This is a genomic window from Streptomyces sp. NPDC043738 (assembly GCF_056436545.1).
The window spans coordinates 45,452-68,078 of the sequence record NZ_JBWKCJ010000015.1; the positions used below are offsets into that span (position 1 = coordinate 45,452).

Consider the following 22,627-nt stretch of genomic DNA (forward strand, 5'->3'; position numbering starts at 1 on the left):
CTTTTCCCGCACCCTGACTCAGCTCTCCCTGCCGGCATCCGTACGGTCCGAACCGCCCTTGTCGCCGGGGCCTGTGTCGGAGCCGGTGCCGGAACCGGAGCCGGAGCCGGAGCCGGTGCCGGAACCGGACCGTTTGGCCTGCTGCGCGGCGGCCGTACCGGTCGACTTCCGGGCCCGGGTGGTGCGTGAACGTGTGGGGGCGGCACCGGGCTTGGTGTCGCCCCGCGGCTTGGCGTCGCCCCCCGGCTTCTTCTCGGAGGCAGGGGGCTTCGCCGTCGAAGCCTTCGCCGTCGAAGGCTTCTCCTGTGGTGCCTTCTCCTGCGGAGTCTTCGTCGCAGCGGCCTCGGGCGCGGGGGGTTCGGGAGCCGTGGCCTTCACCGCAGGCGCCCCGGGCCCGGCAGGTCGGCTGCCACCGCCGTCCCCGACGGCCGGCCGCTCCGGCGCCCCCGCCGCCCCGAACGGCAGCACCGTCACCTCCGGCCGCTCCACCGGCTTCGCCGGCTTCGGCTTCTGATGGCCGTCGAGCAGGACCAGCGACGCCTGGTACACGACCGACAGCGAGTACGGCGTGTTGTGGAGCATCCCCCAGAGCTTGGAGGTCTCGTCGACGTCCATCTGGGTCGGGGTGAAGCGGACCTTCTGCGGCGACTCGGCGAGGTCGCTGCCCGCCAGATACGGCCGCTGCACCGCCTCCTCGATCAACTCCTGGGGCAGTACGGGTATTTCGTGCAGGGTGCGGACCACGCTCCCGATCAGCCGCTGTCCGACCAGCTCGGTCTCCTCGCCGTATGCGCTGATCACGTAGTGCAGGTCGAGCGCGGCCGCCGGCCGCTTCAGCAGCGTGCCGTCGGAGGCGCGGGTGACCAGGTCGTTGTTGCGCATCGAGGGGTTGTGGGTGACCTGGTAGGCGAAGACCGTGATCGTGGGGTCGGTCGGCGGATCGGCCGGCGGCTTGCGGGTCTCCACCGAGACCGCCATGTCGATCTCGGGGTGCAGATTGTGCTCGATCAGCAGCGCAAGGGCCTGGGTGACCGTCGCGACGGCGAGTGCGTTGCTCATGAAGTCCGTCCCCCTGAATTCCCTGAAGTCCCCGCCGGCCGGATCGCCCTGTGCGTCCCTGAAGTCCCCGCCGGCCACATCGCCCCGTGGGTCGCTGAAGGCCAGGCCGGCCACATCGCCCTGTGCGTCACCGTCATCGTCACCGTCAGCTCGTCCTCTCCCCGCGCGCCAGATAGTCCGCGAGGCTCAGCGACGGCTCAGTGCGCTGCGGGTGCGCCGGCCGCCCGCCCGCCGCGGGTCGCTCCGCACCTGCCGCACTGACCTCAAGGCGACCGATCTGTACGTGCACCACCCGTTCGGCACCGCGCTGCCCGGCCTGCCCGCGCCGCCCGGCGGCCGTGGCCCGGGTGGCGTTGCGGGCCGCCGGCACCGCCTCGGTACGGGGACGCAGCACCGGGGCTGGAGCGGAGGGAGAGACGTTCTCGCCGGGCGCGGGCGGCGGGGCCGCCGTCCGGCGGACGGAACCGTCCTCCCCGGGCGCCCGCACTCCCCGCTGCGGCCGTACGACCTCCGCCGCCGTACGCGGCCCGGTTTCCACCACCGCCGCGGGCCGCAGCAGCGGTGCCGCCGGCCGCGCCACCGGATCGACGAGGTCCGCGGGGGCGTCCCGCCCGGCCTCGGCGCGTACCACGGTCTGCCGCTCCGTGGTCCTGATCTCCCGCTCGTACCGGACCTGTTCACCCCCGAAGGGCGAGGTCCGAGGCGCCTGCGGATACAGCGGAGCCGGTTCGTCGGCCTCCGCGGGCGCGCCGCGCAGCGCCTCCACGCGCTCGAACGGGCCCGGAAGCCGGGGCTGTACGAGCATGCGCCGGGCTCCGTCCGCACGGCCGCCGCCGGGCACGCCGTAAGCGGCGCCCCCGGCCGCCGGCGCATGTCGCGCCAGCAGCCGGTCGAAGTAGTCGGCCAGGTCAGGCATCTGCGCACAGCTCCAGGTAGTAGCGGCGCCGCAGCGGGCTCAGCGCCAGGATCTCCGGCTCGCTCCAGCCGTAGGCCGAGGCGAGCAGATGGACGTCCAGGAGCACATCGCGCGCCCAGGCGTCCAGTTCGGTCCACAGGTACGCGGCGATGTCCAGCTCCGCCGGCGTGGCCGCACCGCACTCCGGGCAGGCGATGTTCAGCGTCACCTCGGCGGCCGGGTCGGCTTCCTCGGCCGCCTCGGCGAAGCGTTTGAGCACCGGCTCGGGCAGTGCGGCCATCTCCTCCTCCGCGACCGCCCGGCCGCCCCGCCGGGCCGACAGCGCGCACCGGGCGCCCAGCAGCCGCCGGGCGTCCGCGGCACCGTCGGCCTGGGACGCGACCGCGCAGAGGTCGGCGACGGCGGCGAGATCGGCGGGGCTGGGCAGCCGGAAGCGCACCACCCAGTCGCCCTCCGCCACCCGCAGACCGCCCTCCGGCAGCCGCGGCCGGGCGCCCATCGCCGTCGCGTCCAGCTCGAACTCCATCGCCTCGCCGCAGTCCGGATCCGCGCAGTCGAGCGTGACCTGCATCCGGTCGCCGAACAGCGCCCGGCGCAGCGCGAAGAGATCGGCCGCCCGCTCCCCGAGCGGCACCGACAGCAGTGCGTCGGTGCCGGCCCCCGGGCGGGCCGCCCGGTGCAGCAACAGGGCCCGGCCGCCGCCCTGCTGGGCCAGCCCTGCTTCCCAGGTGGCCAGCAGTTCAGCGGGCCCGGTGACCGCCATTCCTCACCTCGTCCGGTGCTTCGGTGCTGTGGTGGCTCGCCGTCGACGCCGCCTCACGCCGGATGCGTGAACGACGGCTCCTCCGGCTCCGGGACCTCGTAGTCGCGCTCCCAGCCCTCGCACTCCAGCTTCAGGCTCTGGATGGCGACGGCGTTGGCGTTGGCGTCCAGCTCGCCCAGGACCTGGTACTCGCTCGGCCAGGAGCGGTAGATCTTGTGCGAGACGGCGACCTGACCGGCCTCGTTGAGGACCTGGATGACGATGTCCTTGCGGAAGTCGGCCAGCGAGACCTCGGAGCCCAGGCCGGCGCCGACCTGCCAGACCTTGTTGGCCCAGCGGTCGAACTCCGGGTCGTGGGTGACCCCCCGCTCCAGGGTGATGCCCTCGAACTCGGAGCGCCCCGGGGACTTGCGCGGTGAGCTGGGGTCGCCGCCGTGCCGGTGCTTGACGACCTCGGTGGTGCGCTTCAGCGGGCTGATCTTGCTGACGCCCGCGACCGTACGACCGTCCCACAGGACCAGGAACTTGAAGTTCTTGTACGGGTCGAAGCGATGGGCGTTGATCTGGAACTCAGCCATCGGATTCCTTCACTTCTCCTTTCCTGCTTCCGGTACGCCGCTAGAGGTCGAACTGCCCGGCCATCTGCTGGATCTTGACGATCACGAACTCGGCGGGCTTGACGGGCGCGATGCCGACCACGACGTTCACGACCCCGTTGTCGATGTCCGCCTCCGTCGTGGTGTCCTTGTCGCACTTGACGAAGTACGCCTGGCGCGGAGTGCCGCCCTTGAACGCACCCTTCTCGAAGAGGGAGTGCAGATAGGCGGAGGCGTTGAGGCGGATCTGCTGCCACAGCTGCTCGTTGTTGGGCTCGAAGACGACCCACTGCAGCCCGCGCAGCAGGCTCTCCTCGACGTGCAGGGCCAGGCGCCGCACAGGTACGTACTTCCACTCGCTGTCCAGCGCGTCGGCGCCCTGCAGCGTACGGGCGCCCCACACCAGCGGGCCGGCCATCGGCAGCGTCCGCAGGCAGTTGATGCCCAGCGGGTTGAGCAGCCCGTTCTCGCGGTCGGTGAGCCTGACCGTCAGGGCGTGCACGCCCGCCAGCCGGGCCTCGGTTCCCGCCGGCGCCTTCCACACCCCGCGTTCACCGTCCGTACGGGCGATGACGCCGGCGACCGCGCCGGACGGCGGGAAGGAGCGCAGCCGGCCGGAGAGCGGGTCGGTGAGCTGCAGGTGCGGGAAGTACAGCGCGGAGTGGTTGCCGCGGACCGGGTCGAAGGCGGTGATACCGGCCCGGGCGGCGTCGACGCTGCCCCAGGCGGCGGGCGCGTCGACGAGCAGGAAGATCCGCCGCTCCTTGCAGACGCGCTCGGCCGCGGACAGGACGGTGACGATGTCCTGGGTGTCGGGGTACGAGGCCAGCTCGGGCAGCGCGAGCAGGTTGACGTCGGGCACGTCGCGCAGCGCCTGGATGCCGCTCTTGCGGGCCTCGCTGCCGATGATGTCCCGCGGACCGGGCGGATCGCCGTCCTCGCCGCCGCACAGCGGGAAGACGGGCGGGTTGACGGAGGCCTCCAGGCCGAGGTCGTTGGCGCACTCGCCCAGGAAGCGGACCACGTCGTCGGGGTCGGTCGAACCGGCGACGACCTGGATGCGGCGGCCGAAGGCGGTGACCTCGACGCCCGCGAAGGCGTGCTTGCCGGGGGCGTCCGGCAGCGCGCGCAGCTTGTGCTCCAGCAGCAGCGCCAGCTCGGTGACGTTGCAGGGCGCCTCGCCGTCGCAGTCCGGGTCGTAGAGCGTGAACTCGCGCTCCACCTCGCCGATCTTGACGGTGAGGTCGACGGCCAGGTCGGGAAGCTCGTGGTGGAAGGCCTTGGAGACGGTGCCGGACGGGTCCGGGCGGCCCTCGCCGACGACCTCGACGCGGATCAGCGCGGACCCGGCGTTGATCACCGTTTCGGCGTAGCGGCCGTGGTCGGAATCCATGGACAGGCCGGAGAAGGACTCGCGGGCGGTGCCGCGGGAGTCCAGGACGTGCAGGTTGAAGGTCTCCTCCGGGCAGGGCGTGTCGTGGTCGACGGCCACCCGCAGGCCCGAGCCCCACACGCCCGGCTCCTTGGCGTGCACCTCGAGCACCGGGCACTGGCTGTGGCCCTCGGTGGACTCCAGGGTGACGTGCGCTTCCTTGCCGCTGCCGGCCTTGGCGACCCGTACGACCACGGCGACCGTGCCGCCGTTGCCGAAGAACTGGTGGACGGCGTAGGCGACCGGGCTCTGCGAGGTCAGCCCGCCGAAGCGGCGCTCGAAGTCGGCGAAGCTGGTGATCCGCACCGGCTGGTTGAGCGGGCCGCGCCGGGTGTGACCGACGAAAGCGGTCACCGAAGTGGTGACGGTGGTGATGCTGCGGATGCTGCTGGGAAGCTCTTCGACATAAACGCCGGGATAGGTCGTATGTGTCGGCATTCCCCCTCCAATCCCTTCAGGCACCAGGTGTGACGACACCAAGAAATCGAGAAAGCTGGGAGGGGTGGTGGGAAGAAGGGGGAGGGGCGGCGGGTACGGAAGAGCCCGCGGCCGCCCGCTGCCCGCGGCCGCGCATCCCCCCGCTACCCATCAAGTTCCCCCGTCTGCACCCGGTGCCGAGCGGTCCGTCGACCGGCCTGCACGGGACCAAGCCCGAAGCTTGTGACTCCTGATGCGTATGTGTGTGTGAGTGCTCAACGCAGTTTCTGCTGTGGGGAGTTGACGGGTCAAGAGACCTTTCAGGACACCACCTGCGGAGGTGTTGTGACGGTGCCGCGCGGGTTTCTCCGCAAGCGGATTGCCTCATCCGCGGAACCGGAACCGCGTGAGATCGGGCGCCCGGGGACGTATCAGGAGGAGCTCTCGAACGCCATCCGAAGCGGAGGTGTACGACGGGCGGCGCCGGAGCCCGCGCCCTACCAGAAGGGTCACCGAAAACCGGCCGCCAACATGCGGAAATCCCACGGAGGCGTAAGTCGGCCAAAAGATCTGTGACCGTAATCACCGCCAGAGTGTGATCTGCGATTTAGGGCCGCAGGTCCAGCGGCGATAACCTGCGAGACGGACATGCCGCGTATCCGGACACCGTGTACGCCTCCCTCAGTGACAGCGCCGTCACGTTGCCCTTCGCGGCACGCCCATCGCAGACAACGAACCGCGATCACTACGGCGATTCTGAGAAGACAAGGGACGGACGCGCGTGGACCTGTTCGAGTACCAGGCGAGGGACCTCTTCGCCAAGCACGGTGTACCGGTGCTGGCCGGTGAAGTCATCGACACGCCTGAGGCGGCCCGCGAGGCGACCGAGCGGCTGGGCGGCAAGTCCGTCGTCAAGGCGCAGGTGAAGGTCGGCGGCCGCGGCAAGGCCGGCGGTGTGAAGCTCGCCGCCACGCCGCAGGAGGCCGTGGACCGCGCCGGGGACATCCTCGGCATGGACATCAAGGGCCACACGGTCCACAAGGTGATGATCGCCGAGACCGCCCCGGAGATCGCCGAGGAGTACTACGTCTCGTACCTCCTCGACCGCACCAACCGCACCTTCCTGGCCATGGCCTCCGTCGCCGGCGGCATGGACATCGAGGAGGTCGCGGAGAAGACCCCCGAGAAGCTCGCCAAGATCCCGGTGGACGCCAACGAGGGCGTCTCCAAGGAGAAGGCCCAGGAGATCGTCGCCGCGGCGAAGTTCCCGGCCGAGGTCGCCGACAAGGTCGCCGACGTCCTGGTCACGCTGTGGAAGACCTTCATCGCCGAGGACGCGCTCCTCGTCGAGGTCAACCCGCTCGCCAAGGTCGCCAGCGGCGAGGTGATCGCCCTCGACGGCAAGGTCTCCCTGGACGCCAACGCCGAGTTCCGCCAGCCGGAGCACGAGGCGCTGGAGGACAAGGACGCAGCCAACCCGCTCGAGGCTGCGGCCAAGGCCAAGGGCCTGAACTACGTCAAGCTCGACGGCCAGGTCGGCATCATCGGCAACGGCGCGGGTCTCGTCATGAGCACCCTGGACGTCGTCGCCTACGCCGGTGAGAACCACAACAACGTCAAGCCCGCCAACTTCCTCGACATCGGTGGCGGCGCCTCCGCCGAGGTCATGGCGAACGGCCTGGAGATCATCCTCGGCGACCCGGACGTCAAGTCCGTGTTCGTCAACGTCTTCGGCGGCATCACCGCCTGCGACGAGGTCGCCAAGGGCATCGTCCAGGCCCTGGAGCTGCTCAAGTCCAAGGGCGAGGACGTCTCCAAGCCCCTGGTCGTGCGCCTCGACGGCAACAACGCGGAGCTGGGTCGCCAGATCCTGTCGGACGCCAACCACCCGCTGGTCCAGCGCGTGGACACCATGGACGGCGCGGCCGACAAGGCCGCCGAGCTGGCTGCGAAGTAAGGGACGAGGACACTTAAACCATGGCTATCTTCCTCACCAAGGAAAGCAAGGTCATCGTCCAGGGCATGACCGGTGCCACTGGCATGAAGCACACCAAGCTGATGCTCGGTGACGGCACCAACATCGTCGGTGGTGTCAACCCGCGCAAGGCCGGCACCTCCGTCGACTTCGACGGCACCGAGGTCCCGGTCTTCGGCTCGGTCAAGGAAGCGATGGAGAAGACGGGCGCCGACGTCTCCGTCCTCTTCGTGCCGCCGGCCTTCGCCAAGGCCGCCGTCGTCGAGGCGATCGACGCCGAGATCCCGCTGGCCGTCGTGATCACCGAGGGCATCGCGGTCCACGACTCCGCCGCCTTCTGGGCGTACGCGAAGGCCAAGGGCAACAAGACCCGGATCATCGGCCCGAACTGCCCCGGCCTGATCACCCCCGGCCAGTCCAACGCCGGCATCATCCCGGGCGACATCACCAAGCCCGGCCGCATCGGTCTGGTGTCGAAGTCCGGCACGCTGACCTACCAGATGATGTACGAGCTGCGCGACATCGGCTTCTCCTCGGCCGTCGGCATCGGTGGCGACCCGGTCATCGGCACCACCCACATCGACGCGCTCGCCGCGTTCGAGGCCGACCCCGACACCGACCTGATCGTGATGATCGGCGAGATCGGCGGCGACGCCGAGGAGCGGGCCGCCGACTTCATCAAGGCCAACGTCACCAAGCCGGTCGTCGGCTACGTCGCGGGCTTCACCGCGCCCGAGGGCAAGACCATGGGCCACGCCGGCGCCATCGTCTCCGGCTCCTCCGGCACCGCCCAGGCGAAGAAGGAGGCCCTGGAGGCCGCCGGCGTCAAGGTCGGCAAGACCCCGTCGGAGACCGCCCGTCTGGCCCGCGAGATCCTCGTCGGCTGACCCGCGCCTCCCGTCGCACCGCCGGACCCGTCCCGCGGCGCAGTGCACACGGACACGGGCCCGTACCCCTGGTGGGTACGGGCCCGTACCCGTACCGGGCGCGCCTGCCCCCCCCCGCGGCCTCACCGGGCCTCGGGGGTCAGGCGCGCCTCCCGGACCGTGACCGCGGGGGGCTTCGTGGTCCCCGGCCGCCGGCCGTGCGACGGGGCGTAGTGGTCCGGCGCGGCGATCCCCACGAACAGGGTGAGCAGCGCGAACAGCCCGGTCAGCGCGAGCGTCGCGCGGGTGGTGCGGCGGGCGCTGCGCTCGCCGCCGGCCCGCGTACGCCGCGCGGCCGCCGCCGGGGTCGCCTGCTGATCGGCCAGCACCCCGGCCTGCTCCGCCATCAGCCCGGCGAGCCGGGGCCGCAGGGCCTCGCCCGGCCAGCCCTGCTCCACCGTCGGCCGCCCCGCCGGCACCAGTTCCGGCAGCCGTGCGGCGACCCGCCGGCGGGCCTGCGTCAGCCGCCCGGCCGCGGCCGCGGCACTCGCCTCGGTCTCGGCCGCGGTCTCGTCCAGCCCGAGCCCGACCCCGTCGTGCAGCAGCAGTGTCCGCCGGTGGACGGCGGGCAGGTCCAGCACCGCTTCCAGGAGCGCACGGTCCGCCGCCGGGACGGCCCCGGGCAGCCGCTGCGGTTTCCGTACCGTCCGCAGCCATGGCACCAGCCGGTGCCATGGCGTCAGCGCGTACTCGTACACCGCCGCCCGCACCCACCCCGCCGGATCCGGGTCCACCGCGACCGTCGGCCACCGCTGCCAGGCGAGCCGGAAGCCCCGCTCCACCGCCCGCCGTGCGAGCGCGGGCCGCCCGGTGAGCAGATACGCCTGCCGGGCCAGCGCCGCGGCATGGCGGATGTGGAGATCGTCGAAGGCGGAGGCGGCCGGGGTCTGCTCGCGCGGAGTCGTGGACGGCGGAAATGTGGACGGCGGGGTCGTGGACGGCGGAGTCATCAGGTCTCCTTCGTGGATACCCCCACATTTATGTGGAGGAGGAAACGAAGCTCCCGCGGGAGCGGGGCAAGGGAAGCCGATTCGCCGCCAGGGCGGATCGGCGTATACCGAAACCGCTGGTGAGGGACACCAAAGAGCAATCCGGCTCAACTGTCAGTGCTCCCAGGTAGGTTCGGATGCATGACGACAGAAGCGAGTACGGAGGCGGCTGGGCATTGCCGGTACACCTACTGTCTGCGCCTGTCGTCCACGGCACGGCGGCAGCTTGAAGCCGAGTGGGACCGGGCGCGATGGGTTTGGAATGAGTGCGTCGCCAAGTCCAAGGCCGTCCACCAGCACGACCGGGCGACCGGCGAGAAGACGACGTGCGGGCCGGTGCGGCTCGCGGCGATGCTGACTGAGGCCCGCGCCCGGACGCCGTGGCTTGCCGAGGGCGCGTGTGTGCCTCAGCAGCAGTTGATACGCGACTTCGGTAAGTCCCGCGCCAAGGCCCTCAAGGACATCAAGGCCAGGTTGCCGATGCGGCAGCGTGCCGGGATGCCGAAGTACAAGAAGAAGCGCGAGGCGCTGCCCACCCTCGAATACACCCGGCGCGGTTTCCGCCTCAAAGACGGCCGCCTGCATCTGGCGGGCGGCATCGTGGTGCGTCCGGTGTGGTCGCGGGACCTGCCCAAGCCGCCGTCCTCGGTACGGGTGTATCGCGACAGCGTGGGGCACTGGTGGGCGTCCTTTGTGACAGCCGCCGTGACCGAGGAACTGCCCACCACCGGCCGCGTGATCGGTATCGACTGGGGCGTCAAGGAGACTGCCACCACCACATCCGACGACCACGACCTTCCCCACCCGCAGCACGGGCGCACCGCGGCGCAGAAGCTCGCCAGGTACCAGCGGATGATGGCCCGCAGGAAGCCGAAGAAGGGGCAGCCCGGATCGAAGGGGTACCGCGAGGCGAAGGGGCAGACCGCCAAGCTGCATAAGAAGGTGGCGCGGCAGCGTCAGGACACCGGCCGCAAGTGGGCCAAACGCGTGGTCCGCGACCACGACGCCGTTGCGGTGGAGGACTTCCGCCCGCGCTTTCTGACGAAGACCACCATGGCCCGCAAGGCCGCCGACGCAGCGATCGGCGCCACCAAGGCGGCCTTGGTCGAGATGGGCCGCAAGCACGGGCGTGCCGTGCACCTGGTCAACCCCGCGCACACCACGATGGACTGTGCGCATTGCGGAGCGAGAGCCAAGCACCGCCTACCTCTTTCCGAGAGAACGTATACCTGCACCGCGTGCGGAGCCGTCTCGTCCAGGGACAAGAACTCCGCCCGCGTGATGCTCGTCCGGGCTGGTCTCAACCCGGCTAGTGTTGATCTTGTAAGCCCTGTCACCTGCTAGGCGTCAGGCGAAGTGAGCTAGGAATCCCCCTGCTTTAGCTGGGGGAGGTTTCAAGGACAGCAGTGTGGAAAGCCGCGCCGACGGATCCCCACCGACACACGCGACATGCGCGACACGTCGATCATTTGCCCAGTACAGGGATGAAACCGGTGTTGTTGGCAGCATGACCGCGTGAGCCAGTTGACCGACCGGGGCACCACGTTGTCCTCGCAAGGCCGGATCGCCGCCCAGCGGTCCTCCGCGATCGGCGCCGCCTTCCTCGGTGGGGTGACGGCCGCCGGTCTCGGCCTCGGCGCGCTCGCGGTCGCCGTACTGCTGCTGTGGATCGCCTCGCCCTACCCCGGCAGCGATCCCTCCAGGGCGCTCCACCTCGCCGCCGACCTGTGGCTGCTGGCGCAGGGCGGCGACCTGGTGCGCACCGCGACGCAGGCCGGTACGCCCGCCCCGGTCGCCGTGACCCCGCTGCTGCTCGCCGTACTCCCGGTCTGCCTGCTCCACCGCGCCGCCCGCCACACCCTGGCGACCGCCGCCGGCGACACCGGGCCGCCCGCGGTCTGCGGCGCCACGGGAACCGGCGGCGTCGGCCTCGCCGTACCGGCCGCGCCGCGCACCCTGCTCGGCGCGCTGCTCACCGGATATCTGCTGGTCGCGGGCGCCGTACTGCTCTACGCCTCGACCGGGGGGCTGGCCGCCGAGCCGCTCAGCGTCCTGCTGTGCGTACCGGCCTTCGCCGTCGCGACCCTGGCCGGTACCGCCTGGTCGCTCCTCGGGCCCGCCGGCGCCGATCTGCTGCCCGACCGGGTCCGGCGGATCTGGGGCAAGGTGCCGGACCGCCCGCGGGCCGTGCTCCGCGGCCCCCGCTTCGCCGCCGCCCGCCGGGCCGCCGCCACCGCGGCCATCGCCCTGCTCGCCGCCGGCGCGCTGCTCACCCTCCTCGTCCTCGGCCTGCACGCCGGAGGGGTGTACCGGGACCTGGTGCGGCTGGCGCCGGACTGGCAGAGCCGCGCCACGGTGCTGCTGCTGTGCCTCTTCCTGCTCCCGAACGCGGCCGTCTGGGGCGCCGCGTACGGCCTGGGCCCCGGCTTCACGCTCGGCGCGGGCAGCGCGATCGGCCCGCTGGGCGCCACGGCGCACCCGGCGCTGCCGCTCCTCGGCGGCCTCTCGGCCCCCGGTCCGGGCACCCCGCTGACCTGGGCGGCGGCCGTGGTCCCGGTGGCCGCCGGCGTACTGCTGGCCCGCTACGTGGCCCGCGCGGCGGCGTCGCCCGCGCCCCCGGCGGTGGGCGACCCGTGCTCCGCCGGCCCCGGCGGCCCCTGGTCGTGGTGGACGACGGCCTGCGCGGCGGCCCTGGCGGCCGGTGTCTGCGGCGCCCTCATGGCGGCACTCGCGGCCCTGGCCGGCGGCGCGCTGGGCACCGGCGCGCTCGCCGACTTCGGCCCGAGCTGGTGGCGCACGGGCCTGGCGGCCGCGGGCTGGACGGCGCTGATCGGGGTCCCGGGCGCGGTCGGGCTACGGGTCTGGTGGCTGCGCGGCCGACGGGGGACGGACCACAAGGCGGTGTCCGGGGACGCGGGCGGCACGGCATCCGAGGCCGATCCGCCGGAGGCGACCGGGGCGGCGAAACCGGCGGCCCGGGAGTGCGAGGTGGCGTCCGGCGCCGAGACGGATGCCGACCGGTGACCTCTACTCCTGCACGCTCAGCAGCGGGCGCAGCTCCTTCGGCAGCAGGTTTTCGCAGGACTTGCTGGCGGACTGGGTCAGGGCGTCGTTCACGCAGGTGAAGTAGTCGCGGTAGACGATCTGTACGGTGAAGGTCGCGGCCACCATCATCAGCGCCAGTGAGGCGGTCACCAGCCCCGCGATCGCCGCGGTGGTCTGCGGCCGGGTGGAGCCGGGCGCGGGCGGGGTGCCGGGGTGCTGCCCGGAGCCGGCGGCGGTGGCGGTGGGGGGCGGGTTGCCCTCCATGGCGGCGGTGGTCGCCGCGGCGGCCGCCTTCGCCGGGTTCGGCTTGGCACGCAGTGAGCTGACGCCCCAGTACAGGGCCAGCGCGGCCAGCAGCAGGGAGACCTCCGGCAGGCTGAAGAGCACGAAGAAGAACGACCACATACCGGCCAGCAGTGCGTAGCGGGCACGCCGCTGGGCCGGGTCGGTGGGGTCCCAGCGCAGATTGCCGGGGCCGCCGGGGCCACCGGGGCCGCCCTGCTGTCCGTTGCGGCCGCCCGGCCGGGAGCCGAATCCGCCGCTCTGCCGGCCCGGCTGCCGGGGGCTCCACTGGCTGCCCCAGCCGGGTGTCGGCTCGTCCTGCTGCGGCTGCTGCTCGCCGTCCCCGCCGCCGTTGCCCGGGGACCGGTCGCGGCCGTGGGCGTCCGGGGCCGGGTGGCGCGGTCGCCACTCCTGGTCGGGGGCGTCGGCCGGCGGTGGTGCGAAGGGGTTGTCGTCGCGGTCGGGGCCCGGGGCGCCCGCGGATCCCGGGGAGGCGGACTGCGAGGACGACGGCTTGCGCTCGCGCAGCAGCACCGCCCCTGGGGCCGTGGCGGGCTGGGGGTACCACCCAGCGGTAGCTGGGGGAGGGAGCAGGAGGGCCGCGCGGCGGCGTCGGTCCGTCATCTGGAGTGCGTCTTCCCCTTGTCTCGTCCGTGCGCGGGCCAAGTGACCGGCGGCCGGTTACCACGAACTGCATGCAGTCTTACGCCCGACGCTACCTTCCGTCCCCGCCCCCGTCCCGCGGGGGCCGCTCGGTGTGCCGGTATCGTTGCTGACGGTCGGCGCCTTCGTAGGGTTCCCTGGATTTGCGGTACCCGCGGCCTTGTACGACCACACAAAGCCTGTGAGCTCCACGCACGCGAGATCGGAAAAGAGCCCCGCCGTGGCTTCGTCCCCAGCCCCCGCCCAGCCCGCCCGGCCCCGCGCCGGCGACTCCCCTCGCGCAGGGGGGACCCCTCTGTGCCGTCCGGCCCGCATCGTCGTCCTGGTCTCCGGTTCCGGTACGAACCTGCAGGCGCTGCTGGACGCCATCGCCGAGCAGGGCCCGGACGCCTACGGCGCGCGGATCGTGGCCGTCGGTGCCGACCGCGGCGCCATCGCGGGCCTGGAGCGGGCCGAGTCCGCCCGGCTGCCGACGTTCATCTGCCGGGTCAAGGACTACGGCACCCGCGCCGAGTGGGACGCGGCGCTGGCCGAGGCGACCGCCGCGTACGAGCCGGACCTGGTGGTCTCGGCCGGTTTCATGAAGATCCTGGGCAAGGAGTTCCTGGCCCGGTTCGGCGGCCGGACCGTCAACACCCACCCGGCGCTGCTGCCCAGCTTTCCCGGTGCCCACGGCGTACGCGACGCCCTCGCGTACGGCGCGAAGGTCACCGGATGCACCGTCCACTTCGTCGACGACGGTGTCGACACCGGCCCGATCATCGCGCAGAGCGTGGTCGAGGTCCGGGACGAGGACGACGAATCCGCGCTGCATGAGCGCATCAAGGAAGTCGAGCGATCGCTGCTCGTCGAGGTCGTGGGGCGTCTGGCCCGGCACGGCTACCGCATTGAGGGACGAAAGGTACGTATCTCGTGACCGCCACCGCCGAAGGTTCGAAGCGGCCCATCCGCCGCGCGCTGGTCAGCGTCTATGACAAGTCCGGGCTGGAGGAGCTGGCGCAGGGGCTGCACGCGGCGGGCGTCCAGCTCGTCTCGACCGGGTCGACGGCCGCGAAGATCGCCGCGGCCGGGGTTCCGGTCACCAAGGTCGAGGAGCTGACCGGCTTCCCCGAGTGCCTCGACGGCCGGGTCAAGACCCTGCACCCGAAGGTGCACGCCGGCATCCTGGCCGACCTGCGCCTGGAGGACCACCGCCGGCAGCTGGCCGACCTCGGGGTCGAGCCGTTCGACCTGGTGGTCGTGAACCTCTACCCGTTCAAGGAGACCGTCGCCTCGGGCGCCACCGCCGACGAGTGCGTCGAGCAGATCGACATCGGCGGTCCGTCGATGGTCCGCGCCGCCGCCAAGAACCACCCCTCCGTCGCGGTCGTCACGGACCCGGCCGCGTACGGCGCGGTCCTCCAGGCGGTCAAGGAGGGCGGCTTCACGCTGGAGCTGCGCAAGCGGTTCGCCGCGGCGGCGTTCCGGCACACCGCCGCCTACGACGTCGCCGTGGCCTCCTGGTTCGCCGAGGACTACGCGGTCGCCGACGAGTCGGGCCTGCCCGACTTCCTCGGCGCCACCTACGAGCGCAAGAACGTGCTGCGCTACGGCGAGAACCCGCACCAGGGCGCCGCGCTGTACGTCAACGGCGAGGGCGGCCTCGCCGAGGCGGAGCAGCTGCACGGCAAGGAGATGTCGTACAACAACTACACGGACACGGACGCCGCGCGCCGTGCCGCGTACGACCACACCGAGCCCTGCGTCGCCATCATCAAGCACGCCAACCCCTGCGGCATCGCGGTCGGTGCGGATGTCGCCGAGGCGCACCGCAAGGCGCACGCCTGCGACCCGCTCTCCGCGTTCGGCGGCGTGATCGCCGTCAACCGCCCGGTGTCCGTGGCGATGGCCGAGCAGGTCGCGGAGATCTTCACCGAGGTCATCGTGGCGCCCGACTACGAGGACGGCGCGGTCGAGATCCTCGCCCGCAAGAAGAACATCCGGGTGCTGCGCGCCCCGGGAGCGCCGGCCAACCCCGTCGAGGTCAAGGCCGTCGACGGCGGGGCGCTCCTCCAGGTCACCGACCGGCTGCAGGCCGAGGGCGACGACCCGGCGAACTGGACGCTGGCCACCGGCGAGGCGCTGTCCGCCGGCGAACTGGCCGAGCTGGCCTTCGCATGGAAGGCGTGCCGCGCGGTGAAGTCCAACGCGATCCTGCTCGCCAAGGACGGTGCCTCGGTCGGCGTCGGCATGGGCCAGGTCAACCGCGTCGACTCCGCGAAGCTCGCCGTCGAGCGTGCGGGCGAGGAGCGGGCCCGCGGCTCCTACGCCGCCTCGGACGCGTTCTTCCCGTTCCCCGACGGTCTGGAGATCCTGACCGCCGCGGGCGTCAAGGCCGTGGTGCAGCCGGGCGGTTCGGTCCGTGACGAGCTGGTCGTCGAGGCCGCGCAGAAGGCCGGCGTGACGATGTACTTCACGGGGACGCGGCACTTCTTCCACTGATCCGCCGCCGTCCGAAGACGGCGCGAGGCCCGCACCGGGTGTGTCCGGTGCGGGCCTTCGTGGTGCGGGGCGCGTGCGTCGTCAGTAACGCGGCCGGTTGAACCAGGCGTTGCCGTCGTCCTTGGAGACGAACACCAGCACCAGGATGCCCAGGACCGTGTGGACCAGGCCGATGGGGAAGGTGAACAGGCTCAGCATGATGTTGGCGATGCCGAAGATGATGGTGCCGACGCGGACGCCGCTGCCGCCGTTGGCGAACTGAACGGCCAGGGTGATCGCGGCCGCGCTGAAGACCACGATGATCACGATGACCGCGATCAGCAGGCCCTTGCCGATGTTCATGGCCATGATGTCGTCCTCACCGGCGTACGGCGAGGCGTTGTGCGAGGCCTTGCTGACGCCGCCCAGTCCCATCACGGCGAGGACCAGGCCGATGAGGTTCAGGCCGGCGAGCACGAACAGCATCACCCGGGCGGCCTTGACCCCGCCGGGCATCACCGTCGGGTACGGCTGCTGCATACCGGGCGCGGGACCGCCGGGGTACGGGCCGTAGGGCGACGGCGGCTGCTGCTGGGGGTAGCCGTAGCCGGGCTGCTGACCCGGCCCGTAGCCCGGCTGCTGGCCCGGCGGCGGACCGTAGGGGTTCTGATTGGGGTAACTCACGAGCAGTGTCCTTCAAGCGAGTCGGACGGAGCGGTGAAGGCCCCGACGCGCAGTTGCGAGGGGGCCTTCGACGAGTGGCGCTATGGGCCGGGGGTGTTACCCCGACGCCTTACTGGGACTTGACGACCACCGTGCCGGCGATCTTGTCCGCGAACGTCTGGGACTTCTCGTCCCACAGCGGCCACAGGTAGCCGATGTAGCAGATCCCGTCGAGGAAGTGGCACAGCTTGCGCACGAAGGCCATACCGAAGCCGATCGGCTGGCCGGTCGCCTCCTTGACCAGGCGGATCTTCAGGGCCTTCTTGCCCGGGGTCTGGCCCGTGGCGCCCTCCTTGACCAGGATGAAGATTCCGCCGGCGAAGGCGATCAGACCGGCGAGCACGATCATGATGATCGAGCCGACCGGCATGACGCTGGCCGAGTCGTAGGCGTCACTGATGCACTGGTAGTCGCCGGGCGGGCAGGTGGAGGTGTCCACGGTCACCGACGAGCTGCTGGCGATGATCACGGCGATGATGTAGAGGATGCCCGGGAGGGCACCCACGATCAGGCCGTCGATCAGGTACGCGCCGACCCGCGCGCCCCAGCTCGCGTAGCCCGTCGGCATCCCCGGCATGCCGGGCTGGCCGTAGGGGGCCGCCTGCTGCGGGTAGGCGCCGTAGGGCTGCTGCGGCGCGGCCTGCTGCTGGGGGTAGCCGTACGGCTGCTGCGGGGCGGCCGGCTGCTGCTGCGGGTAGCCGTAGCCGGGCCCGCCCTGCGGGGGCACCGGCGGCTGCTGCCCGTAGGGCGCCTGCGGGGCCTGCGGCGGCTGGCCGTACGGGTTGTTCGGGTCACCAAAGCTCATCTGCTGTTTTCCTCCGTTGTGTCAGTGGGGGACGACGCGGCGTGACTCGGAGGAAAAACAGGTTGCACTGGCCACCCCCCGACGAAGCCTGCGGCACTGCGCGTCAATCCTTCTAGTTGCGCATTCACTCTGTCCAGTCAAGAGCCCCGGCTGTTGTGCAAGTGCAATGATCAATTCCGGCCAACGGTGTCCCGCGTGCCCTGATTGGAACGCGGCCGCCCTCATCCGGGAGGATGGGGGCATGACTGCCCAGATTCTGGATGGCAAGGCCACCGCAGCCGCTATCAAGTCCGAGCTCGCCACCCGCGTCGAGGCGCTGAAGGCCAAGGGCGTGCAGCCCGGCCTCGGCACCCTCCTGGTCGGCGACGACCCGGGCAGCCGCTGGTACGTCAACGGCAAGCACCGCGACTGCGCGCAGGTCGGCATCGCCTCGATCCAGCGCGAACTGCCCGCGACCGCCACCCAGGAGGAGATCGAGGCGGTCGTCCGCGAGCTGAACGAGGACCCGGCCTGCACCGGCTACATCGTCCAACTCCCGCTCCCCAAGGGCATCGACGCCAACCGCGTCCTGGAGCTGATGGATCCGGCCAAGGACGCCGACGGGCTGCACCCGACGAGCCTGGGGAGGCTGGTGCTGGGCATCGAGGGCCCGCTGCCGTGCACCCCGTACGGCATCGTCCAGCTGCTGCGCCGGCACGACGTCGAGATCAAGGGCGCCAACGTGGTGGTCGTCGGCCGCGGCATCACCATCGGCCGCCCGATGCCGCTGGTGCTGACCCGCAAGTCGGAGAACGCCACGGTCACCCAGTGCCACACCGGGACCCGGGACCTCTCCGCGCACCTGAAGCAGGCCGACATCATCATCGCCGCCGCCGGTGTGCCGCACATCATCAAGCCCGAGGACGTCAAGCCCGGCGCCGCGGTGCTGGACGTCGGCGTCAGCCGGGACGAGAACGGCAAGATCGTCGGCGATGTGCACCCGGGTGTCGCCGAGGTGGCCGGCTGGGTCGCCCCCAACCCGGGCGGTGTCGGCCCGATGACCCGTGCCCAGCTGCTGGTCAACGTCGTCGAGGCCGCCGAGCGCGCGGCCGGCTGAGCCCGCGCCCCGGATCTGAGATCCTGTCCTTGACAGGCCAGACGGCCAACGCCATCGAACCAGCCACCGGAAAGGGACTGTCAGCCATGGCTGCCGAAGCGCATTCGGACGGAGCCTCCGAGCCGCAGCGCACCTCGCGCCGCTTTCCGTCGCTGACCCGCGACACGGCCCGCCCCGAAGGCGGCGGCCGGGCCGCTTCGGGCGACTACCCCGCGCCGGCCCGCCAGTGGCCGCTGCTCACGGTGATGGGCGGCGTCGCGGTGGGGCTGCTGCTCGTCGCGCTCGACGCGTTCCGGGTGGGGTCGCTGGTGATCGGCCTCGCACTCCTGGGGGGCGCGGTGCTGCGGTGGGCGCTGCCCTCGGTGGGCATGCTGGCCGTCCGCTCCCGCTTCACGGACATGGCGACGTACGGGGTGCTCGGCTTCGTGATCGTGGTGCTGGCGATGATGGTGCAGCCCAAGCCGTGGATCCACATCCCGTTGCTGGACGACATCGTGCACTTCACCGTGCGCTAGGGCATGTCCTGGCGGCACCTCGGAGGGCGACACCTTGGAGGGAGCCCCTGGGGCAGACCCTCCGGCACGCACGACGGCGGCCCGCCCTCTCCCCCGTGGGAGGGCGGGCCGCCGCATTTCAGTTCCGGCTCAGCACCACTTGTTCGAGTAGATGGTCATGAGGTTGGCGCCGATGTACGCCCAGCCCGTGCCGCGGTTCAGCTTCGCGTGGCCGCCGCGGTAGTTGGGCTTCTCGTAGACCGTCACGTTGCACTGGGCGCCGTTGTTGTACGCCGACAGCGGGTAGTTGAAGGCGCCGCCGTAGCGGCGCAGGTCGCGGTTGTTCTGCGCGACCTTCTTGGGCGTCCCCTTGTAGTTCGCCTTGGGGTAGACGCACAGGTAGCCGCGGGGGCAGTTGGACGGCGCGCGCTGGACGGTGACCGAGCCCTGCTCGGCCTGCGTGGAGGCGGCGGCCGCGCCGGCGGCCGGCGCCAGCGCCAGGCCTCCGGTGACGGCCGCGGCGGCCGCGGTGAGCGCAAGGCGCCTGCGAGCGTTCATGGTGTGGAATTCCTCCCCGTTGTGTGGTGGCGGCGCGGGGTGGACCGCGCCGCCCTGTGGTGCGCCACTGACTGTGCGCCCCCGTGCGCGTCGACGGCCACACGGAGCGCGGTGGCGGGGAGCTTGTGGGACGTCCCCGCCTCTGACCTGCGGGGACGTCACTTTTGCGGAGGTCGCGGTGGGATGCGGAACAACAGGGTGCGCATGTCCGGATACCGTGCGGAAAGAGTAAAACCGGGAACCGGGGGCCGGGCGCGCGCCATCATCGGCGGCACAGGGGGCTCCTGGCCTCGGGGGATCGAACGCGTATGGGGTGGAACATGTCGCGTTGGAAGGGGCTGCCCGCATCGCTTGACCAGCGGGTGCGGCAGCTCGTCGTGCATTTGCGGAGACTGAAGGACCACAGCGGGCTGAGCCTGGCCTCGCTCGCAGCCAAGACCGCGTACAGCAAGTCGTCGTGGGAGCGGTACCTCAACGGCAAGAAGCTGCCGCCCAGGGAGGCGGTGGAGGCGCTCGCGCGGGTCTGCGGCACCGATCCGACCCGGCTGCTGGCGCTGCACGAGGTCGCTGCGCAGGCCTGGGAGGCGAGCCCGCCGCAGCCGGCGGCCGCGCCCCCGGAGCCCGCCCGCCGCCGCCCGCGCGCCCGCGCGATGGTCGCCCTCGGTGCACTGGCCCTGCTCGTCGTGGCAGGCGTGGCGCTGCTTCTCGCCCGGCCCTGGCAGGACGACGGCGCGTCCGGACCCGCCCGGGGCGTCGCGTCGGCCGGCCGCGCCCCTGACGCCGCACCGGCGTTCACCCACCGGGCGGGCGAGACCTTCGCCTGCCACGTCCGGCGCACCGCCGGCGGCCTGTACGCCGGGCGCAGCCGTACGGCCACGGCGCTCCTCGGCAACGGCACCAGCGGCTGGGAGGCGGTCGAGGCGCAGTGCCTGCTGCGCCACCGGGGGTACGACCCGGGGCCGGTGGACGGCATCGTCGGCGAGAACACCATGCGCGCCGCCAAGCGCCTGCAGGAGGCGGCCGGTCTGCCGTCGGACGGGATCGTGGGCCCCGACACCTGGAAGGTGCTGCGCCGGTGAGCGGGCGGGGCGGTGAGCTGCGCGAAGGGCTGGAGTGCGCCCGACTGGCCGCGGGGATGCGGGAGTTGCGGGCGCGTACGGGCCTGAGCCTGGCCGCGCTCGCCGCCAGGACCGCGTACAGCAAGTCGTCGTGGGAGCGGTATCTCAACGGCAAGAAGCTGCCGCCGAGGGACGCGGTGGAGGCGCTGTGCCGGCTGGCGGGTGAGCCGGCCGGGCGGCTGGTGGCGCTGTGGGAGCTGGCGGACGCGGCGTGGAGCGGGCGGGCGGCGCCGGCCGCGGCCGCCCCGGGCCCGTCCGAAGGCGGGCCGGGTGCCGCCGGACCGGCCGGCGGCGGGCCGGGGCCCGGTTCCGGGACGGGGCGGGCGCAGCGGCGGCGGCCGCGGTGGGCCGTGCCCGTGGCGGCCGGGGGCTGCGCCGGTGTGCTGGCCCTCGTCGCGGTGCTGGTGCTGCGCCCGGCGGCGGACGGAGCCGGGGGCGGTCCGGCCGCGCGGCCCGCGCCGACGTCCTCCTCGGTGACCGGCTGCCGGGGGGCGTCGTGCGACGGCAAGGACGCCCGTTCGATGTACTGCGGCGGTCAGGGCCTGGTGGCGACGGTCGCGGAGCGGGCCGCCGCCGGGGGCCGGCATGTGGAGATCCGCTACGCCGAGTCCTGCAAGGCCGCCTGGGCGCGGCTGCGCGGCGGCCGGATCGGTGACCGCGACGAGGTGTCGGCTCCGGGGGCGAAGCCGCGGTCGGCGCGGGTGAAGGACCGCTTCGACGCCGAGGGGTACCTCGTCACGCCGATGACGGCGGCCCGCGGCCCGAGCGGCGTCCGGGTGTGTCTGCATCCGGCCGGCGGCGCAACCGCGGAGTGCTTCCCGCGTTAGCCTCCGCGGCCGGACCGGACGGCTGCATTCCATACCCCACTGTGGCCGGTTCTTATCGAGATACGTACAGAAGTCGTATGCGGTGCGGTGGAAATGTCACACTGCTGGGGGCCCACGGGGCGTGCGCGGGCGAGCCGGTATGCCCCTGAATGCTCCCGTGCGCCTCGAAATGGGGAACTGCCTCCTGGCCGGAAGCATCCCTACGGGTAGTCAATGAGGGCGGGCGCACCAGGGGGAGTTGCGCCGTCGTGTACATGTGGGGATAGGGGGGGCCATGCCTCGCTGGAAGGCGCTGCCGGAGGAACTCGATCCGCAGGTGGGTGAGTTCACCGAACGGCTGCGCACACTCGTGGACCGCAGCGGCCTGAGTGTGGCCGCAGTCGCGGACCGTACGGGCTTCAGCAAGACCTCGTGGGAGCGGTATCTCAACGGTCGGCTGCTGCCGCCGCAGCGCGCGGTGCTCGCGCTCGCCGAGGCGACCGGCACCCACCCCGGGCACCTCACCACGATGTGGGAGCTGGCCGAACGCGCCTGGAGCCGGGCGGAGATGCGGCACGACGTCACGATGGAGGCGATACGCGTCGCCCAGGCGCGGGCCGCGCTGGACATCGAGGCGCAGCCGGCGGAGACGAAGCAGCCGGCCAAGGCCGCGAAGTCGGCGAAGGCCGCGCGGTCGGCCAAGGGCGTGCAGGTCGCGGATCCGCCGCGGACCGCAACCGCGCCCCGGATCCCGCCGGTGCCGCACCAAAGGATCAGCGAGACGCCCTCGGCGTCGGACTTCCCGGAGTGGGAGCAGGTGGCGGCGGCGCCGTCCCCGGCCCCGCCGGCCGCGCCCGAAGCGGAGGGCGGGAAGCCGCCCGCCCGCCGTGGCCGGGTGCTGATGGGCGTCGTCGGTGCCGTCGGCGCGCTGCTGGTGGCGGGCGCCGCGGTACTGCTGCTGGATCCGGACACCGGCGGCGCCAAGAAGGCGGCCGCGGCGCCCGCGCCGAAGGCGACGCCGAGCGCACGGCCGGTGCTGCCCGCCGGGGTCCGCTGCGACGGGGCCGCGTGTGCGGGCAAGGACCCGGAGGCGATGGGGTGCGGGGGGACGCGCGCCGTCAGCCCGTCGCGCGGGATGGCCGGCGGCGCGCTGATCGAGGTCCGCTACAGCTCGGTCTGCCACGCGGCCTGGGCGCGGATCAGCGGTGCGGCGCCCGGTGACCAGGTCACCATCGGCGAGGTCGGCCGCGGCCTGTCGGCGCGGGTCGAGCGCGGCGGCGCCGCGTACACCGCGATGGTCGAGGTGACGGGCGACCCGGCGAAGGTCACGGCCTGCGGTACGACCACGAGGGGCACGAAGGGCTGCGTCCAGCCGACGGCCCGCTAGCCGCCGGTCGGCCGCCGCGCCGGCCAGTCGTCGGCCGCCCGTCCCGCCGGTCGGCCGTCCCGCCGGCGTGCGCCCGCCGCTGGCCGGGAATCGCCGTCCACGGAGCGCTTCGGGAAC

At 72.4% G+C, this 22,627-nt stretch carries 21 protein-coding genes; 11 read left to right on the top strand and 10 right to left on the bottom strand.

The features are described 5' to 3' along the window. Positions 1–18: 18 nt before the first annotated feature. From AC0680_RS20420 to AC0680_RS20440, 5 genes are all read right to left on the bottom strand, one after another. Positions 19–1,059, bottom strand: a complete 1,041-nt coding sequence (locus AC0680_RS20420; RefSeq protein ID WP_478630599.1) for a Pvc16 family protein — start codon at positions 1,057–1,059, stop codon at positions 19–21. Positions 1,060–1,204: 145 nt separating this feature from the next. Next, the gene (locus tag AC0680_RS20425; protein WP_478630602.1) at positions 1,205–1,975 is read right to left on the bottom strand and encodes a hypothetical protein; all 771 of its coding nucleotides are present in this window, start codon (positions 1,973–1,975) and stop codon (positions 1,205–1,207) included. After that, on the bottom strand, positions 1,968–2,738 hold the full coding sequence (locus AC0680_RS20430) for a T4 family baseplate hub assembly chaperone (RefSeq protein ID WP_478630604.1): 771 nt from the start codon (positions 2,736–2,738) through the stop codon (positions 1,968–1,970). The genes AC0680_RS20425 and AC0680_RS20430 overlap by 8 nt, the downstream gene beginning before the upstream one ends. 53 nt (positions 2,739–2,791) lie before the next feature. Next, the gene (locus AC0680_RS20435; RefSeq protein WP_384425300.1) at positions 2,792–3,316 is read right to left on the bottom strand and encodes a phage tail protein; all 525 of its coding nucleotides are present in this window, start codon (positions 3,314–3,316) and stop codon (positions 2,792–2,794) included. Between the two features lie 40 nt (positions 3,317–3,356). Then, on the bottom strand, positions 3,357–5,204 hold the full coding sequence (locus AC0680_RS20440; RefSeq protein WP_478630607.1) for a phage tail sheath family protein: 1,848 nt from the start codon (positions 5,202–5,204) through the stop codon (positions 3,357–3,359). Positions 5,205–5,964: 760 nt separating this feature from the next. On the opposite strand from AC0680_RS20440, the gene sucC reads away from it, so the two are divergent. Then, on the top strand, positions 5,965–7,140 hold the full coding sequence (sucC, locus tag AC0680_RS20445) for an ADP-forming succinate--CoA ligase subunit beta (protein ID WP_478630610.1): 1,176 nt from the start codon (positions 5,965–5,967) through the stop codon (positions 7,138–7,140). Between the two features lie 20 nt (positions 7,141–7,160). Then, the gene (sucD, locus tag AC0680_RS20450) at positions 7,161–8,045 is read left to right on the top strand and encodes a succinate--CoA ligase subunit alpha (protein WP_393497186.1); all 885 of its coding nucleotides are present in this window, start codon (positions 7,161–7,163) and stop codon (positions 8,043–8,045) included. 122 nt (positions 8,046–8,167) lie between these two features. Here sucD and AC0680_RS20455 read toward each other — a convergent pair whose 3' ends face one another. Beyond that, positions 8,168–9,034 carry a SigE family RNA polymerase sigma factor gene (locus AC0680_RS20455; RefSeq protein WP_478630614.1) on the bottom strand — a complete coding sequence of 289 codons (867 nt, stop codon included), beginning with the start codon at positions 9,032–9,034 and terminating at the stop codon, positions 8,168–8,170. Between the two features lie 180 nt (positions 9,035–9,214). Here AC0680_RS20455 and AC0680_RS20460 point away from each other — a divergent pair, with 180 nt between their 5' ends. Continuing rightward, positions 9,215–10,417 (top strand): RNA-guided endonuclease InsQ/TnpB family protein, encoded by a 1,203-nt coding sequence (locus tag AC0680_RS20460; protein WP_478630617.1) that lies wholly within the window; start codon positions 9,215–9,217, stop codon positions 10,415–10,417. 171 nt (positions 10,418–10,588) lie between these two features. After that, complete coding sequence (locus AC0680_RS20465; RefSeq protein ID WP_478630620.1) at positions 10,589–12,097, top strand: cell division protein PerM; 1,509 nt, start codon at positions 10,589–10,591, stop codon at positions 12,095–12,097. Between the two features lie 3 nt (positions 12,098–12,100). Here the strand turns inward: AC0680_RS20465 and AC0680_RS20470 are convergent, their stop codons facing one another. Then, complete coding sequence (locus AC0680_RS20470; protein ID WP_478630623.1) at positions 12,101–13,024, bottom strand: hypothetical protein; 924 nt, start codon at positions 13,022–13,024, stop codon at positions 12,101–12,103. A 259-nt stretch (positions 13,025–13,283) separates the two neighbouring features. On the opposite strand from AC0680_RS20470, the gene purN reads away from it, so the two are divergent. Together purN and purH are read left to right on the top strand one after the other, a co-directional pair. Continuing rightward, positions 13,284–13,979 (top strand): phosphoribosylglycinamide formyltransferase, encoded by a 696-nt coding sequence (gene purN / locus AC0680_RS20475; RefSeq protein ID WP_478630625.1) that lies wholly within the window; start codon positions 13,284–13,286, stop codon positions 13,977–13,979. Beyond that, a complete protein-coding gene (gene purH / locus AC0680_RS20480) occupies positions 13,976–15,544 on the top strand; it encodes a bifunctional phosphoribosylaminoimidazolecarboxamide formyltransferase/IMP cyclohydrolase (RefSeq protein ID WP_478630628.1) in 1,569 nt (522 codons plus the stop codon). Before purN ends, purH begins: the two co-directional genes overlap by 4 nt. A gap of 81 nt (positions 15,545–15,625) precedes the next feature. Here the strand turns inward: purH and AC0680_RS20485 are convergent, their stop codons facing one another. Together AC0680_RS20485 and AC0680_RS20490 are read right to left on the bottom strand one after the other, a co-directional pair. After that, positions 15,626–16,207, bottom strand: a complete 582-nt coding sequence (locus tag AC0680_RS20485) for a hypothetical protein (protein ID WP_478630630.1) — start codon at positions 16,205–16,207, stop codon at positions 15,626–15,628. Between the two features lie 109 nt (positions 16,208–16,316). Then, entirely contained in the window at positions 16,317–17,051 is a 735-nt protein-coding gene (locus tag AC0680_RS20490) for an RDD family protein (RefSeq protein WP_478630633.1), read from the bottom strand. A gap of 241 nt (positions 17,052–17,292) precedes the next feature. On the opposite strand from AC0680_RS20490, the gene AC0680_RS20495 reads away from it, so the two are divergent. Together AC0680_RS20495 and AC0680_RS20500 are read left to right on the top strand one after the other, a co-directional pair. Continuing rightward, complete coding sequence (locus tag AC0680_RS20495) at positions 17,293–18,147, top strand: bifunctional methylenetetrahydrofolate dehydrogenase/methenyltetrahydrofolate cyclohydrolase (protein ID WP_478630635.1); 855 nt, start codon at positions 17,293–17,295, stop codon at positions 18,145–18,147. 86 nt (positions 18,148–18,233) lie between these two features. Next, on the top strand, positions 18,234–18,662 hold the full coding sequence (locus tag AC0680_RS20500; RefSeq protein ID WP_478630638.1) for a DUF3017 domain-containing protein: 429 nt from the start codon (positions 18,234–18,236) through the stop codon (positions 18,660–18,662). A gap of 129 nt (positions 18,663–18,791) precedes the next feature. Here AC0680_RS20500 and AC0680_RS20505 read toward each other — a convergent pair whose 3' ends face one another. Next, positions 18,792–19,199, bottom strand: coding sequence for a peptidase inhibitor family I36 protein (locus tag AC0680_RS20505; protein ID WP_478630641.1), 408 nt, complete (start codon positions 19,197–19,199; stop codon positions 18,792–18,794). 320 nt (positions 19,200–19,519) lie between these two features. On the opposite strand from AC0680_RS20505, the gene AC0680_RS20510 reads away from it, so the two are divergent. The 3 genes from AC0680_RS20510 (at position 19,520) to AC0680_RS20520 (ending at position 22,510) form a co-directional block, all read left to right on the top strand. Further along, positions 19,520–20,278, top strand: a complete 759-nt coding sequence (locus AC0680_RS20510; RefSeq protein WP_478630644.1) for a helix-turn-helix domain-containing protein — start codon at positions 19,520–19,522, stop codon at positions 20,276–20,278. Then, positions 20,275–21,144 (top strand): helix-turn-helix domain-containing protein, encoded by an 870-nt coding sequence (locus AC0680_RS20515; RefSeq protein WP_478630647.1) that lies wholly within the window; start codon positions 20,275–20,277, stop codon positions 21,142–21,144. The genes AC0680_RS20510 and AC0680_RS20515 overlap by 4 nt, the downstream gene beginning before the upstream one ends. Before the next feature lie 274 nt (positions 21,145–21,418). After that, positions 21,419–22,510, top strand: a complete 1,092-nt coding sequence (locus tag AC0680_RS20520; RefSeq protein ID WP_478630648.1) for a helix-turn-helix domain-containing protein — start codon at positions 21,419–21,421, stop codon at positions 22,508–22,510. Positions 22,511–22,627 lie beyond the last annotated feature (117 nt).

Bases quoted from the DNA above. Each gene is read 5' to 3' on its own strand.
- AC0680_RS20420 (WP_478630599.1), bottom strand. From the start codon at position 1,059: ATGAGCAACGCACTCGCCGTCGCGACGGTCACCCAGGCCCTTGCGCTG.
- AC0680_RS20425 (WP_478630602.1), bottom strand. From the start codon at position 1,975: ATGCCTGACCTGGCCGACTACTTCGACCGGCTGCTGGCGCGACATGCG.
- AC0680_RS20430 (WP_478630604.1), bottom strand. From the start codon at position 2,738: ATGGCGGTCACCGGGCCCGCTGAACTGCTGGCCACCTGGGAAGCAGGG.
- AC0680_RS20435 (WP_384425300.1), bottom strand. From the start codon at position 3,316: ATGGCTGAGTTCCAGATCAACGCCCATCGCTTCGACCCGTACAAGAAC.
- AC0680_RS20440 (WP_478630607.1), bottom strand. From the start codon at position 5,204: ATGCCGACACATACGACCTATCCCGGCGTTTATGTCGAAGAGCTTCCC.
- sucD (WP_393497186.1), top strand. From the start codon at position 7,161: ATGGCTATCTTCCTCACCAAGGAAAGCAAGGTCATCGTCCAGGGCATG.
- AC0680_RS20455 (WP_478630614.1), bottom strand. From the start codon at position 9,034: ATGACTCCGCCGTCCACGACCCCGCCGTCCACATTTCCGCCGTCCACG.
- AC0680_RS20460 (WP_478630617.1), top strand. From the start codon at position 9,215: ATGACGACAGAAGCGAGTACGGAGGCGGCTGGGCATTGCCGGTACACC.
- AC0680_RS20470 (WP_478630623.1), bottom strand. From the start codon at position 13,024: ATGACGGACCGACGCCGCCGCGCGGCCCTCCTGCTCCCTCCCCCAGCT.
- AC0680_RS20490 (WP_478630633.1), bottom strand. From the start codon at position 17,051: ATGAGCTTTGGTGACCCGAACAACCCGTACGGCCAGCCGCCGCAGGCC.
- AC0680_RS20495 (WP_478630635.1), top strand. From the start codon at position 17,293: ATGACTGCCCAGATTCTGGATGGCAAGGCCACCGCAGCCGCTATCAAG.
- AC0680_RS20500 (WP_478630638.1), top strand. From the start codon at position 18,234: ATGGCTGCCGAAGCGCATTCGGACGGAGCCTCCGAGCCGCAGCGCACC.
- AC0680_RS20505 (WP_478630641.1), bottom strand. From the start codon at position 19,199: ATGAACGCTCGCAGGCGCCTTGCGCTCACCGCGGCCGCCGCGGCCGTC.
- AC0680_RS20510 (WP_478630644.1), top strand. From the start codon at position 19,520: ATGTCGCGTTGGAAGGGGCTGCCCGCATCGCTTGACCAGCGGGTGCGG.
- AC0680_RS20520 (WP_478630648.1), top strand. From the start codon at position 21,419: ATGCCTCGCTGGAAGGCGCTGCCGGAGGAACTCGATCCGCAGGTGGGT.